We start from the raw sequence: 13,371 nt of genomic DNA on the forward strand, positions 1-13,371 counted from the left end.
TATGGCGCAGCGGACGGGACTCGAACCCGCGACCCCCGGCGTGACAGGCCGGTATTCTAACCGACTGAACTACCGCTGCGCGTAACACTAAGAAGCGAATGGTGGGTGATGACGGGATCGAACCGCCGACCCTCTGCTTGTAAGGCAGATGCTCTCCCAGCTGAGCTAATCACCCTTCACTTTCGGTGTGGGGCGCATTCTATAGCAATTTTTCGTAATGTCATGATTTAAATGCAATTTATTTAAAATATTTTGCCTTCCCCCGCGCGCGCCCTGCAAAACCGGTGCTTTGGGTGCAAACGCGAGTCTATTGCGTTTGCACAAGCCTTGGGCCCACAATTAACAATTATTCTCAATAACACCTGGGTCGCGCCTTATGTCTGTGGGTGAACCGCCGTTCCAACGGGAGATTACCGAGCTGTACAGCGAGCATCACGGCTGGCTGTTCACTTGGTTGCGCCGAAAACTGGGCTGCACCCACAACGCCGCCGACGTGGCACAGGACACCTTCGCGCGGATTCTGCATGCGCGGGAGTCCGTGACGGGCATTCGCGAACCCCGCGCCTATTTGAGCACCACCGCCAGGCGGCTGATCATCGACCAGGCCCGGCGCAAGCAGATTGAAAACGCCTACCTTCAGGAACTGATGCTGACGGTGGAAACCCTGGAAGGTTTTCAGTCGCCTGAACAGCTCCACGCCACCCTGGAAGCCCTTGAACACATCGCGTTTATTCTTGAAGGCATGCACGACAACGTGCGTCAGGCGTTTGTGCTGTATTACCTCGAAGACCTGACCCAGCAGCAAATCGCCCGCCAACTGAAACTGTCGGAGCGTACGGTCCGCAAATACCTGATCCAGGCCCTGCTGCATTGCAGCCACAGCGTGGACATCTGAGCCGCGCATGCCTGACTCCCGCCAACAGATCGACGAACAAGCCGCCGAATGGATGCTTCGCCTGCACGAAGGTGAATTGACCGAAGCCCAGCGCCAGTCATTCGAACGCTGGAAGCAGCAAGGTCCACAACACGCCGCTTCTGCCGCGCGCATGGAAGACGTGGTTGCACGGATGCAGGCCCTGCGCGGGCAAAAAGCCCCGGCGCGGGCGGCCTTGAATGCGGCGTTTCCACGGCCCGGGAAAACCCGCAAGCACTACGGCCGCGCGCTGGTATTGGCGTGCAGCCTGGCCCTGCCCGCTGCGGCGCTGCTCTACAGCCCTTACCCACAACAGTGGATGGCCGATGTGCACAACAGCCCCGGCGAATGGAAGACCCTGCGCCTGGCGGATGGCTCCACGCTGACGTTGAACGGCATCAGTGCGGCGAACCTGCATTTCGACAACCGGCAGCGCCGCATCGAACTGCTGCAAGGCGAGATCCTGGTAGACGTGGCTCACGATCGCGAGCGGCCGTTTGTGGTGCAGACCGCCCAGGGCACCCTGCGCGCGTTGGGCACACGGTTTGTGGTCAAGCGCGAAGGCGATGTGACCGTGCTGAGCATGCTCGAATCCCGCGTGGCGGCAAAAAGCGCGAATGGCCAGCAGACGCTGGAAGTTGACGCTGGCTCGCAGGCGCAGGTCAGCGCGGACGCCGTGCGTCTGTCTGGAAGCATCGACCCGGCGAGCGTCAACGACGCCTGGCACCGCCATCAACTGGTGGTGGATAACCGGCCGTTGCCGGAAGTGCTGGACGAGATCGCCCGCCACCGTTCGGGCCGCTTGCAGTTTGATCGAGCCGCACTGGCGAATCTCAAGGTCTCGGCCGTACTGCCTCTGGACGACACCGACCGCACCTTGCAGATGCTGGCCCAAACCCTGCCCATCAAGCTGAGAACCTTTACGCCGTGGCTGGTGATCGTCAGCCCGGGCACCGAAAGTAAAAAATAATTATTCGCATTGCTTCCGCTTTTTCCGGGCTGCCCGTCAAGGAAGGTATATCGATCAACTAAAGGACTGCCTTCACCATGCCCATCCCTTCCCACCCACGTCGGCGCCTGTTGAGCTGCGCGCCGCTGACGCTCACGCTGCTCACGACGACATTGCTGGATATCCACTTGGCCCAGGCCGACACGGTCAACGTCGCGGCACAAGCCTACGACATTCCTGCAGGGCCACTGGGTGCCACACTCAACCGGTTTGCCCAGCAAGCAGGCGTGGCCATTGTGTTCCAGTCCCAGAACCTGGAGGGGCTGAATGGGCCGGGGCTGAAGGGCACCTACAGTGTGGACGCGGGGTTCGACAGGTTGCTTCAAGGCAGTGGTTACCGGGTGATCAAAGGCAATCAGGTGTACGCAGTGGAAGCCATTCCTGCGGCTACTGGCGCCATGGAGCTGGGCCCGACGCAGGTCAGCTCCAACCAGTTGGGCAACGTTACTGAAGGGACTGACTCCTACACTCCAGGCAGCATTGCGACGGCGACACGACTGGTGTTGACCCCCAAGGAAACCCCGCAATCGGTGACCGTGGTCACCCGCAAACACATGGATGACTTCGGCCTGAATAACGTCGACGACGTGATGCGCCACACCCCGGGCATCACCGTGTCGGCCTTCGACACCGACCGCACCAACTACTATGCCCGTGGTTTCTCCATCAACAATTTCCAGTACGACGGTATTCCTTCCACCGCGCGCAACGTTGCCTATTCGGCGGGTAATACCCTGAGCGACATGGCGATCTATGACCGGGTCGAGGTGCTTAAAGGCGCCACCGGCCTGCTCACCGGTGCGGGCTCGCTGGGGGCCGCGATCAATCTGGTGCGCAAGAAGCCCACGGCAGATTTCCAGGGCCATGCCAGCCTCGGCGCGGGCTCCTGGGACAATTACCGCAGCGAACTGGATGTGAGCGGCCCGATGACCGAAAGCGGCAACGTGCGTGGCCGAGCGGTCGCGGCCTACCAGGACAAGCGCTCGTTCATGGACCGTTACTCACGCAAAAGCCCGGTGTACTACGGCATCATGGAGTTCGACCTGTCCCCCGACACGATGCTGACCGTGGGTGGCGACTATCAGGACAGCTTGCCCACCGCCTCGAGCTGGTCCGGCAGCTTCCCGCTGATCAACGCCAATGGCGATCGCAATAGCGTAAAGCGCTCGTTCAACAACGCCGCGAACTGGAGCAGTTGGGAGCAATACACCCGCACCGCCTTCGCCATGCTTGAACATGACCTCGGCAATGGCTGGGTCACCAAGCTGCAACTGGACCACAAGATCAACGGCTACCATGCGCTGATGGCTTCGATTCAGGGTGACGAGCCACGGGCAGACGGCACCGCACAGATCACTTCGCAAAAATACACCGGGGAAACCGTCAGCGACTCCGCCGACCTGTACGCAAGCGGCCCCTTCAGCCTGGGCGGCCGTGAGCATGAACTGGTGGTGGGCGGCTCCATCGGCATTTCCGACTGGAACGGCAAGGGCTACTGGAACCTCGCCCCCAACCTCGTCGACTTCAATAACTGGCACGGTCACGCCCCCCAACCCTACTGGGGCGCGCCGCAGCAATACATCGATGACACGATTCGCCAGACCGGCGCCTATATGACCACGCGCCTGAACCTGGCCGATGACCTGAAGCTGCTGCTCGGGGGACGGGTGGTCAATTATCACCTGACCGGCAATAACCCGTCCTACCGCGAAACCGGACGCTTTGTACCGTATGTGGGCGTGGTGTACGACCTGAATGAAACCTACTCGGTCTACGCCAGCTACACCGATATCTTCATGCCCCAGGAAAACTACAACCGCGACCGGCAGAACCAATTGCTTGAGCCGGACGAAGGTCAGAACTATGAACTGGGCCTGAAGGCTGATTTCTTCGACGGCCGGCTGAACGCCAGCGCGGCGTATTTCGAGATCCACGAAAACAACCGCGCCGTTTCCGACGACGACTACAACAACCTGAAACCTACGCCGCAGAACTATGCCTACAAGGGCACCAAAGCCGTCACCAAGGGCTATGAGCTGGAAGTGTCCGGAGAGCTGAGCCCGGGCTGGCAGATTCAGGCCGGCTACACCCACAAGGTGGTGCGTGACGACCAGGATCTGAAGATTTCCACGTTCGAGCCTGAAGACCAGGTCAAGCTGTACACCACCTATAAGCTCAAGGGCAACCTGGACAAGCTGACCGTCGGTGGTGGCGTGCGCTGGCAGAGCGTCGGCTGGCAGGACATCTACAACACCCCCCATGGCGGTTATGAAGAGTTTTCCCAGGAAGCGTACTGGCTGGTGGACCTGATGACCCGCTACCAGATCACCAAGAACGTGTCGGCGACGCTGAACGTCAACAACCTCTTCGACAAGTCCTACTACACCAACATCGGCTTCTATAACTCTGCCGCTTATGGTGAGCCACGCAACTTCATGGTCACCACCCGCTGGGATTTCTAAACGCATAAAAAACGCCCCCGATCACTGCACGTGATCGGGGGCGTTTTTATGTCCAAGGCTTTTTACAAACCCCAGACAGCAAAAAGCCCGCTCAATGAGCGGGCTTTCCGTGGTACCTGGCGTTCAGCGTTCCAGGTGACCGAATATGGCGCAGCGGACGGGACTCGAACCCGCGACCCCCGGCGTGACAGGCCGGTATTCTAACCGACTGAACTACCGCTGCGCGTAACACTAAGAAGCGAATGGTGGGTGATGACGGGATCGAACCGCCGACCCTCTGCTTGTAAGGCAGATGCTCTCCCAGCTGAGCTAATCACCCTTCACTTTCGGTGTGGCGCGCATTCTACGGAGCGACCCAGGGTCTGGCAAGCACTTTCTTAAATAATTTTTTTCAGGCCTTCCAATGGCTTAGCGAGGGTTGGCCTATGGCGCCATGAGGAGAATAATGCCCCCCTTTGTATATAAGGAGAGACTCACCCCATGTGGTTCAAAAACCTGCTTATCTATCGCCTGACCCAAGATCTGCCTGTTGATGCCGAGGCGTTGGAAACTGCACTGGCCACCAAACTGGCGCGCCCTTGTGCAAGCCAGGAGTTGACCACTTACGGTTTCGTCGCCCCTTTCGGTAAAGGCGAAGAGGCGCCCCTGGTGCACGTCAGCGGTGATTTCCTGCTGATCGCGGCGCGCAAGGAAGAACGTATCCTGCCGGGTAGCGTGGTGCGTGATGCGGTGAAGGAAAAGGTCGAAGAGATCGAAGCCGAGCAAATGCGCAAGGTCTACAAAAAGGAACGCGACCAGATCAAGGATGAAATCATCCAGGCCTTCCTGCCGCGTGCGTTTATCCGTCGCTCGTCGACCTTCGCCGCCATCGCTCCGAAGCAGGGCCTGATCCTGGTGAACTCGGCCAGCCCGAAACGTGCCGAAGACCTGCTGTCCACCCTGCGTGAAGTGATCGGCACCCTGCCGGTACGTCCGCTGACCGTGAAAACCGCGCCAACCGCCATCATGACCGACTGGGTCACCACCCAGAAGCCGGCCGATGACTTCTTCGTCCTCGACGAATGCGAACTGCGTGACACCCACGAAGACGGCGGCATCGTGCGTTGCAAGCGCCAGGACCTGACCGGCGAAGAGATCCAGCTGCACCTGACCACCGGCAAAGTCGTGACCCAATTGTCCCTGGCCTGGCAGGACAAGCTGTCCTTCATGCTGGACGACAAAATGACCGTCAAGCGCCTGAAGTTCGAGGACCTGCTGCAGGATCAGGCTGAACAGGACGGCGGCGATGAAGCGCTGGGCCAACAGGACGCCAGCTTTACCCTGATGATGCTGACGTTTGGCGACTTCCTGCCGGCGTTGGTTGAAGCCTTGGGCGGTGAGGAGACCCCACAGGGCATCTAAGTCTTAAGTGGGCACAGTCAATGTGGGAGCTGGCTTGCCTGCGATGCAGGCACCTCGGTTTATCCGTTACACCCGGGGGATGCTATCGCAGGCAAGCCAGCTCCCACAGTTGATCGGGTTAGTACTTCCAGCATTCTAATAACAAGGACCTTCCCCATGCGCGCACTCGCCGCCTTGAGCCGTTTCGTCGGCAATACCTTCGCCTACTGGGTGCTGATTTTTGCCGTGCTCGCGTTCCTGCAACCGGCCTGGTTTATCGGCCTCAAGGGCGCCATCGTGCCGCTGTTGGGCCTGGTGATGTTCGGTATGGGGCTGACCCTCAAACTTGAAGATTTCGCTGAAGTCGCGCGTCACCCATGGCGCGTGGCATTGGGCGTGGTCGCGCATTTCGTGATCATGCCCGGCGTGGCCTGGCTGCTGTGCCAGGTCTTTCACCTGCCACCGGAAATTGCCGTCGGTGTGATCCTCGTCGGCTGCTGCCCGAGCGGCACCTCCTCCAATGTCATGACCTGGCTGGCCCGGGGCGACCTGGCGCTGTCGGTGGCCATCGCCGCCGTCACCACCTTCCTCGCCCCGCTGCTCACGCCCGCGCTGATCTGGCTGCTGGCCTCGGCCTGGTTGCCGGTGTCGTTCATGGAGTTGTTCTGGTCGATCCTGCAAGTGGTGTTGCTGCCGATCGTGCTTGGCGTGTTGGCGCAACGCTTGCTGGGCGCCCGTGTACGCCATGCCGTAGAGGTATTGCCGCTGGTGTCGGTGGTCAGCATCGTGGCCATCGTGGCCGCCGTGGTGGCGGCCAGCCAGGCGAAGATTGCCGAGTCGGGCCTGCTGATCATGGCCGTGGTGATCCTGCACAACAGCTTTGGTTTCCTGCTGGGCTACTTCACCGGCCGTGTGTTCGGGCTGCCGCTGGCGCAACGCAAATCCCTGTCGCTGGAAGTGGGCATGCAGAACTCCGGCCTGGGCGCCGCTTTGGCGAGTGCGCACTTCTCGCCGCTGGCGGCGGTGCCGAGTGCATTGTTCAGCGTCTGGCACAATATTTCCGGGGCCTTGCTGTCGACGTACTTCCGGCGGATGAGCGAAAAAGAAGACCGAGAGCTGCTGGCAAGCAAGTCAGAAACTTGATCACCTGATCAATATTCGGCACTCTACCGGGCTTCGCGTGGACGACCTCGCGACGCTATCGCGCGATTAATTCAGGGGACGACCCCGCCTTATAGAAGCGAGGTCATCATGTCCTGGATCATTCTGTTTTTTGCCGGACTGTTTGAAGTTGGCTGGGCCGTCGGACTGAAGTACACCGACGGTTTCAGCAAGCCACTGCCCACCGCCCTGACGATTGCCGCCATGGCCATCAGCCTGGGGTTGCTGGGGCTGGCCATGAAGGAACTGCCGCTGGGCACCGCCTATGCCATCTGGACCGGTGTCGGTGCAGTGGGCACGGTGATTGCCGGGATTATCCTGTTCGGGGAGTCCATGGCGCTGTTTCGACTGGCCAGTGTGGCGTTGATTATCTGTGGGCTGATCGGGCTCAAGATCAGCGCTTAGCCTACTACCGCCTTCGCGAGCAAGCCCGCTCCCACACTTGACCGAGTTGCTCAGTAGAACGCGGTCACCTGTGGGAGCTGGCTTGCCTGCGATGAGGCCGTCAAACACAGCAGAAAACTACCTGACACCCCCACGCAATTCCCCCACAACCCCATGCAGCGCCTCGGGCGTTGCCGCCTCCACGGTCACCGGCGCGCCAGCCACCAACGTCACCCGCGACCAGATCCGATGAAAGAACCCCTTGTTCGGATCACGACTGAAGAAACTCCCCCACAACCCCTGCAACGCCATCGGAATCACCGGCACTGGCGTCTCTTCAAGAATCCGCGTCACGCCGCTCCGGAACTCGTTCATCTCGCCATCGGAGGTCAATTTGCCTTCCGGGAAGATGCACACCAGCTCGCCGTCTTTCAGGTAGTGGGCAATACGCTGGAATGCCTTTTCGTAGATCTGGATGTCCTCATGCCGCCCGGCAATCGGAATCGCCCCGGCGGTACGGAAGATAAAGTTCAGCACCGGCAGACGATAGATCTTGTAATACATGACAAAGCGAATCGGCCGACGCACCGCGCCGGCGATCAGCAGCGCATCGACAAACGATACGTGGTTGCACACGAGCAGTGCCGCGCCTTCGTCCGGGATCAGGTCGAGGTTTTTATGCTCGACGCGGTACATGGAATGGCCCAGCAGCCAGATCATGAAACGCATGGTGAACTCGGGCACGATCTTGAAGATGTAGGCGTTGACCGCGATGTTCAGCAGCGACACCACCAGGAACAGCTCGGGGATCGACAGCTTGGCCACGCTCAGCAGCACAATCGAGACAATCGCCGAGACCACCATGAACAGTGCGTTGAGGATGTTATTGGCCGCGATCACCCGTGCACGCTCGTTCTCGGCGGTACGCGACTGGATCAGCGCGTACAGCGGCACGATATAGAAGCCGCCGAATACGCCGAGGCCAAGGATATCGAACAATACCCACCACGCCTGGCCATAGCTCAGCACCGCGATCCAGTCGTTGGCCTGGACGTTCTGCGGGAAGCCGCCGGAATGCCACCACAGCAGCAGGCCGAACACAGTGAGGCCGAAGGAGCCGAACGGTACCAGGCCGATTTCGACCTTACGCCCGGACAACTTCTCGCACAGCATCGAGCCCAGGGCGATACCCACCGAGAACACCGTGAGGATCAGCGTGACCACCGTCTCATCGCCATACATCCATTCCTTGGCGTAGGCCGGGATTTGCGTCAGGTAGATCGCGCCGACAAACCAGAACCACGAGTTACCGACAATCGAGCGCGACACCGCCGGTGTCTGACCCAGGCCCAGTTTCAAGGTGGCCCAGGACTGGCTGAAGATATTCCAGTTCAGGCGCATCTCCGGGCTGGAAGCCGCGGCGCGAGGAATGCTGCGACTGGCCAGGTAGCCCAGCACCGCGATGCCGACGATGGCGGTCGACACCACCGGCGCGTAATGGGTGGAAGACATCATGATCCCGGCGCCGATGGTGCCGGCCAGGATCGCGAGGAACGTGCCCATTTCCACCAGGCCGTTGCCACCCACCAGCTCATCTTCATGCAAGGCCTGGGGCATGATCGAATACTTCACCGGCCCGAACAGGGCCGAGTGCGTGCCCATGGCAAACAACGCCAGCAGCATCAATTCCAGGTGATTGAACATGAAGCCCACCGCGCCCACGGACATGATCACAATCTCGCCGATCTTGATCACCCGGATCAGCGCGTCCTTGTTGAATTTCTCGCCAAATTGCCCGGCCAGGGCCGAGAACAGGAAGAACGGCAGGATAAACAGCAAGGCGCACAGGTTGACCCAGATCGAGCGGTCGCCCTCGATGGTCAGCTTGTAGAGAATCGCCAGGATCAACGACTGCTTGAAGATATTGTCGTTGAACGCCCCGAGGGACTGGGTAATGAAGAACGGCAGGAAGCGCCGTTTGCGCAGCAAAGTGAATTGCGAGGGGTGGCTCATCGTCCGTGTTCCTGCGTGGCCTGAGACTGTTATCGCCTTTAGGCTGTTATAGAAAGTCAGGCCACGACTTTACCTAATCCCGATTACTTATTCGCTAGTCCCGCAATGCAAGGCGATACAAAAAGCTCGCCTTTATAGGCGCCCTGTACGGTGCGCTTGGCCACGATCAGCCACATCAGCGCCAGCGCCGCCACCAGCACACTGCCGACGATACTGAAGAAGCCCAGGTGCAAGGTGTTCGCCAGTTTCAGCGTGGCCAGCGAGTACACGCCCAACGGGAAGGTGAAACCCCACCAGCCCAGGTTGAACGGAATGCCGGCCCGCAGGTAACGCACGGTGATCAGCACCGCGATCAGCATCCACCACAAACCGAACCCCCACAGGGTGATACCGGCGATCAGACCAATTCCATTGGCCATTTCACCGACGCCGGGCAAACCGTTGGCGGCGAAGATGGCAGGCGCATCACCGCCCAACACCAGCATGCCCAGGGCACCAGTGCCGATGGGGCCAAGGGCCAGCCAGCTCGACGCGGCCATATTGGCGTGGGGCAGTTTATGCAGGGCCATGCGCAGCATGAGGATGGTCAGGATGCTGAACGCCACCGGCAGGGAAAACGCCCACAGCACATAACTGGTCACCAGCATGACCAGTTGCGAATGGGCGTCGGCCAGGTGCGGCGCCAGCAGGCCACCGCTGGCGGCGGCGACCTCGGCCGCCACCACCGGCAACAGCCACACGGCGGTCATCTGGTCGATGCTGTGTTCCTGGCGGGTGAACATCATGAACGGGATCAACACCCCGCAGGCCAACGCCATCGCCACGTCCAGCCACCACAGCACTTCGGCCAGGTGCAGCACGCCATCGCCCCAGCGCGGCAAGCCGAACAGCAGAAAGCCATTGATGATGGTCGCGAGGCCCATGGGGATGGTGCCGAAAAACATCGACACCGTGGAGTGCCCGAAAATGCGCCGTGCTTCGTGGAAAAACATCACCCAGCGGGCCGCGTACAGCACGCTGAACAGCACAAACAGGCCGATGGTAAACAGCCACAGCCCTTCGGCGATGGCATGCAACCCCGGCACGTTGACCGGCAATTGTGCCAGCGCCAACGCCAGCACCCCGGTGCCCATGGTGGCGGCAAACCAGTTGGGGGTGAACTGGCGAATCACTTCCCGAGGACGGGTCAGGTGACTGAACGGTTTCAAATGGCTTTGAAGGGTATTGGGGCAAGTCATGGTGAAATCCTCTTCCTCGCATGAGGTTGAGACCATGGTAGAACCGAATCGAATATCTATATAACGGGTAATATCTCTAACTGTTATCTGCTTTATAGATATGCAGTCAAACACTGCCTTCAGTTTCAATCACCAGGATTCGCGCCGGGCCCTGTGGATGGGCCACGTGCTCGGTGCCGACGCTGGCGTAGAAGATGTCGCCGACCTGCAACAAAACAATCTGTTCGGTTCCGTTTTCGCGGTAGTGCATCTGAACCTCGCCATCCAGCACCACGAACACTTCTTCCCCATCATTGATGTGCCAGCGGTAGGGCTGGTCGGTCCAGTGCAAACGGGTGGTGATGCCATTCATGTTGGCGATGTCCAGCGCCTCCCAGGCGCGGCTGCCGGTGAAGTCCCTGCTGCGGATGATCTTCATGCGTGAATCCCAAGGCGTACGACGGGTGGCGGATTATTACCGAATCAATTGCCCGCCGTCGCCCTGCTCCTCGCCAAATCCTGCAACAGCAGCGCAACCAAAGCGCCGAGCGCCAGTACGATCAACACCACGCCATAACCGTCCGTGGTGGCGATCAAGCCGAAGCTGCGGGTGAGGTTGCCCGCCAACAGCGACGGCACGCAGAACGCCAGGTAACTCAGCACATAGAACGCCGACATCAAACCGGCCCGTTCATGGGGCAAGGCCAACGGCAAGACGCTGCGCAGTGCGCCGAGGAAACCCGAGCCAAAGCCGCCGCCAGCAATCAGCGTGGCGACGAAAAACAACGGCAGGCTGGCGCTGTGGACGGCTGTAAGGATCAGCGCGACACCCACCGCCAGCAGCACGGCGCCCAAGCGCAGGACCTTGTCCGCCGGGCGGTTGCGCAGGCTGAAAATCATCACCGCGCCGCTCAGGGTCAACACCGCGACAAGCCCGCCACCGATCAGGTTCGAGGTAGACCCGGTCGCCGCCCGCACCAGCGAGGGCGCCAGGGACAGGTAGAAACCGCCCATGGCCCACACTGCCACATCCACCGGCAGCGAGATCCACAACGCGCGCCGCGCCTGGGGCGGTACATGCAAGGTCGGCCACAGCGAGGCCAGCGCGCCGGGAATCCGGCTGACCGTTTCCGGCAGGCGCCACACGTAGATCGCCTGCGCCAGCATCAAGCCGAGCAAGGTCCAGTAAATCAAGGTGGTCGGCATCGGCGCGAACTCCACCAGCAGGCTGCAGCCCATGGCGCCGCAGGCCATGCCCAGCAAAGGCGCTACGCTGTTGATCAGCGGGCCTTGCTGGCGGTCAGTGTCAAGCAATGCGGCGCCCAATACGGCAGTGGCCATGCCGGTGGCAAAGCCTTGTACCGTGCGAGCCGCAATCAACCAGCCGACGCTGTCGGCATTGATAAACAGCAGCATTGCCAGCATATCGAGGAGCAGCGCAGCAAAGATCACCGGCTTGCGCCCCAGGTGGTCCGACAGTGAACCCACGGTCAACAGGGCCGCCAGCAGGCTCAAGGCGTAGATACCGAACACCAGGGTCAGCATGGCTGCCGAAAAATGCAGGCCTTCCTGATAGAGGTGGTACAACGGCGTCGGCGCGCTGGAGGCGGCGAGGAACGTCAGCAAGGTGATCGCCAGGAACACAAGGCTGGAACGATGGGAAGTAACGCTGGACATGGGCACGCTCCGCTAAAGCTAATATTTTGCTTTTGCGAAGTGTGCTACTGGATGGCGCTTAAAGCAAATTCTTTGTGTTAAGGTTTTACGCATGGCGATAAAAGAAGGCCTCCGCCCGGGGGGCCGTAGTGCCCGGGTACAAGAATCCGTTCATTCGGCGGTGCGCGAACTGCTCGACGAGCAGGAGCGTTCCAGCGTGACCGTGCCGCAGATAGCCGCCCGTGCGGGTGTCACACCCTCGACCATCTACCGCCGCTGGGGTGACCTTGCTGCGCTGCTGGCTGATGTCGCCATGGCTCGTCTGCGTCCGGACAGTGAGCCGGCTAACACTGGCAGCCTGCGCGGAGACCTGCGGGCCTGGGGTGAGCAATATCGCGATGAAATGAGTTCGGATCTTGGCCGGGAGATGATGCGCGATGTGCAATGCAGCCAGGCGCCGGGGTATTGCGTGGGGATTCTCACCGGGCAGCTGGAGATGATTCTGGATCGCTATCCGGGCGACGCTGAAACTGCACCCAGTGTGGATCGGCTGATTAACCTGATCGTCGCGCCTACCGTGTTTCGCAGTCTGTTTTCTACCGTGCCGCTGCAGGTGGAAGAGCTGCATGAGTTGATTGAGTTGGCTTTGCTGCCGTAGGGTGGTTTGTGGGTTTGGGTGTATATCCGTTATTTGGGCTGTTGCTGATATGGGTTCCGCCCTTACGGCGGCTCACTTTTGAACAGCGCAAAAGTAAGCAAAACGCTCTTGCCCCACCACTCGGCACCTCGCTCAGGCTCGGTGTGCCCTCACTCCGGCATTACTACGCGGGCCGCCGCGACGGGGCGTCCCTGCCCCGTCGCGGCTAAACCGGCGTCCTGCCGGTTTACCCGCTCCGTACTACCTGCGTTCGGCCAGCGTGGTTTAACGGGGCGCCTAAGATCAAGATCAAAAGCAGATCAACAGCACAGCGGCCTACAGGCCGGCTTGAGTGGTGTGGAGCAAAAGCAAAATCAAAATCTAAAGCGGGCGCGGTCCAACTGTAGGAGCTGGCTTGCCGGCGATGGTCGTTAACGATGACGTTGGCGTCCTGAATGAACGCGGCGTTCTCAGGTTTTTCGCCGGCAAGCCGGCTCCTACAGAAAAGCAGCTCTGCTTTGGCTTTTGCTCTGGCTTCT

The 13,371-nt window shown here is 60.3% G+C and carries 11 protein-coding genes and 4 tRNA genes; 7 read left to right on the forward strand and 8 right to left on the reverse strand.

The features are described from left to right. Positions 1 to 2: 2 nt before the first annotated feature. Both JFV30_RS19435 and JFV30_RS19440 read right to left on the reverse strand, forming a co-directional pair. Positions 3 to 79: transfer RNA gene (locus JFV30_RS19435), tRNA-Asp, on the reverse strand. Between the two features lie 20 nt (positions 80 to 99). Beyond that, positions 100 to 175, reverse strand: a tRNA-Val gene (locus JFV30_RS19440). Between the two features lie 201 nt (positions 176 to 376). Here JFV30_RS19440 and JFV30_RS19445 point away from each other — a divergent pair. From JFV30_RS19445 to JFV30_RS19455, 3 genes are all read left to right on the forward strand, one after another. Further along, positions 377 to 895: a sigma-70 family RNA polymerase sigma factor gene (locus JFV30_RS19445; RefSeq protein WP_010166405.1), complete on the forward strand. Its 519-nt coding sequence runs from the start codon at positions 377 to 379 to the stop codon at positions 893 to 895. 7 nt (positions 896 to 902) lie between these two features. After that, the gene (locus tag JFV30_RS19450; protein ID WP_201124960.1) at positions 903 to 1,883 is read left to right on the forward strand and encodes a FecR family protein; all 981 of its coding nucleotides are present in this window, start codon (positions 903 to 905) and stop codon (positions 1,881 to 1,883) included. 77 nt (positions 1,884 to 1,960) lie between these two features. Beyond that, on the forward strand, positions 1,961 to 4,384 hold the full coding sequence (locus tag JFV30_RS19455; protein ID WP_201124961.1) for a TonB-dependent siderophore receptor: 2,424 nt from the start codon (positions 1,961 to 1,963) through the stop codon (positions 4,382 to 4,384). A 146-nt stretch (positions 4,385 to 4,530) separates the two neighbouring features. Here the strand turns inward: JFV30_RS19455 and JFV30_RS19460 are convergent. Both JFV30_RS19460 and JFV30_RS19465 read right to left on the reverse strand, forming a co-directional pair. After that, a tRNA-Asp gene (locus tag JFV30_RS19460) sits at positions 4,531 to 4,607 on the reverse strand. Between the two features lie 20 nt (positions 4,608 to 4,627). Continuing rightward, positions 4,628 to 4,703 (reverse strand) — tRNA-Val (locus tag JFV30_RS19465). Positions 4,704 to 4,864: 161 nt separating this feature from the next. On the opposite strand from JFV30_RS19465, the gene rdgC reads away from it, so the two are divergent. The 3 genes from rdgC to sugE all read left to right on the forward strand — a co-directional run bounded on the left by rdgC (position 4,865) and on the right by sugE (position 7,330). Further along, complete coding sequence (rdgC, locus tag JFV30_RS19470; RefSeq protein ID WP_201124962.1) at positions 4,865 to 5,785, forward strand: recombination-associated protein RdgC; 921 nt, start codon at positions 4,865 to 4,867, stop codon at positions 5,783 to 5,785. Positions 5,786 to 5,941: 156 nt separating this feature from the next. Further along, positions 5,942 to 6,907, forward strand: a complete 966-nt coding sequence (locus JFV30_RS19475) for a bile acid:sodium symporter family protein (protein ID WP_201124963.1) — start codon at positions 5,942 to 5,944, stop codon at positions 6,905 to 6,907. A 108-nt stretch (positions 6,908 to 7,015) separates the two neighbouring features. After that, positions 7,016 to 7,330 (forward strand): quaternary ammonium compound efflux SMR transporter SugE, encoded by a 315-nt coding sequence (gene sugE, locus JFV30_RS19480; RefSeq protein WP_010166396.1) that lies wholly within the window; start codon positions 7,016 to 7,018, stop codon positions 7,328 to 7,330. Positions 7,331 to 7,447: 117 nt separating this feature from the next. Here the strand turns inward: sugE and JFV30_RS19485 are convergent, their stop codons facing one another. The 4 genes from JFV30_RS19485 to JFV30_RS19500 all read right to left on the reverse strand — a co-directional run bounded on the left by JFV30_RS19485 (position 7,448) and on the right by JFV30_RS19500 (position 12,216). Continuing rightward, positions 7,448 to 9,322 (reverse strand): MFS transporter, encoded by a 1,875-nt coding sequence (locus tag JFV30_RS19485; RefSeq protein WP_201124964.1) that lies wholly within the window; start codon positions 9,320 to 9,322, stop codon positions 7,448 to 7,450. 83 nt (positions 9,323 to 9,405) lie between these two features. Then, entirely contained in the window at positions 9,406 to 10,560 is a 1,155-nt protein-coding gene (locus JFV30_RS19490; protein ID WP_201124965.1) for a TDT family transporter, read from the reverse strand. A gap of 106 nt (positions 10,561 to 10,666) precedes the next feature. After that, the gene (locus tag JFV30_RS19495; RefSeq protein WP_201124966.1) at positions 10,667 to 10,978 is read right to left on the reverse strand and encodes a cupin domain-containing protein; all 312 of its coding nucleotides are present in this window, start codon (positions 10,976 to 10,978) and stop codon (positions 10,667 to 10,669) included. 44 nt (positions 10,979 to 11,022) lie between these two features. Continuing rightward, complete coding sequence (locus JFV30_RS19500) at positions 11,023 to 12,216, reverse strand: MFS transporter (RefSeq protein WP_010166388.1); 1,194 nt, start codon at positions 12,214 to 12,216, stop codon at positions 11,023 to 11,025. Between the two features lie 91 nt (positions 12,217 to 12,307). Between JFV30_RS19500 and JFV30_RS19505 the strand changes: the two genes are divergently transcribed. Continuing rightward, positions 12,308 to 12,853 carry a TetR/AcrR family transcriptional regulator gene (locus tag JFV30_RS19505; RefSeq protein ID WP_201124967.1) on the forward strand — a complete coding sequence of 182 codons (546 nt, stop codon included), beginning with the start codon at positions 12,308 to 12,310 and terminating at the stop codon, positions 12,851 to 12,853. Positions 12,854 to 13,371 lie beyond the last annotated feature (518 nt).

It is taken from the genome of Pseudomonas sp. TH32 (assembly GCF_016650855.1).
In the GTDB taxonomy this organism is placed as follows: Bacteria; Pseudomonadota; Gammaproteobacteria; order Pseudomonadales; family Pseudomonadaceae; genus Aquipseudomonas.

Coding starts and splice junctions, on each gene's coding strand:
- rdgC (WP_201124962.1), top strand. CDS start 4,865: ATGTGGTTCAAAAACCTGCTTATCTATCGCCTGACCCAAGATCTGCCT.
- JFV30_RS19450 (WP_201124960.1), top strand. CDS start 903: ATGCCTGACTCCCGCCAACAGATCGACGAACAAGCCGCCGAATGGATG.
- JFV30_RS19445 (WP_010166405.1), top strand. CDS start 377: ATGTCTGTGGGTGAACCGCCGTTCCAACGGGAGATTACCGAGCTGTAC.
- JFV30_RS19485 (WP_201124964.1), bottom strand. CDS start 9,322: ATGAGCCACCCCTCGCAATTCACTTTGCTGCGCAAACGGCGCTTCCTG.
- JFV30_RS19495 (WP_201124966.1), bottom strand. CDS start 10,978: ATGAAGATCATCCGCAGCAGGGACTTCACCGGCAGCCGCGCCTGGGAG.
- JFV30_RS19500 (WP_010166388.1), bottom strand. CDS start 12,216: ATGTCCAGCGTTACTTCCCATCGTTCCAGCCTTGTGTTCCTGGCGATC.
- JFV30_RS19475 (WP_201124963.1), top strand. CDS start 5,942: ATGCGCGCACTCGCCGCCTTGAGCCGTTTCGTCGGCAATACCTTCGCC.
- JFV30_RS19455 (WP_201124961.1), top strand. CDS start 1,961: ATGCCCATCCCTTCCCACCCACGTCGGCGCCTGTTGAGCTGCGCGCCG.
- JFV30_RS19490 (WP_201124965.1), bottom strand. CDS start 10,560: ATGACTTGCCCCAATACCCTTCAAAGCCATTTGAAACCGTTCAGTCAC.
- sugE (WP_010166396.1), top strand. CDS start 7,016: ATGTCCTGGATCATTCTGTTTTTTGCCGGACTGTTTGAAGTTGGCTGG.
- JFV30_RS19505 (WP_201124967.1), top strand. CDS start 12,308: ATGGCGATAAAAGAAGGCCTCCGCCCGGGGGGCCGTAGTGCCCGGGTA.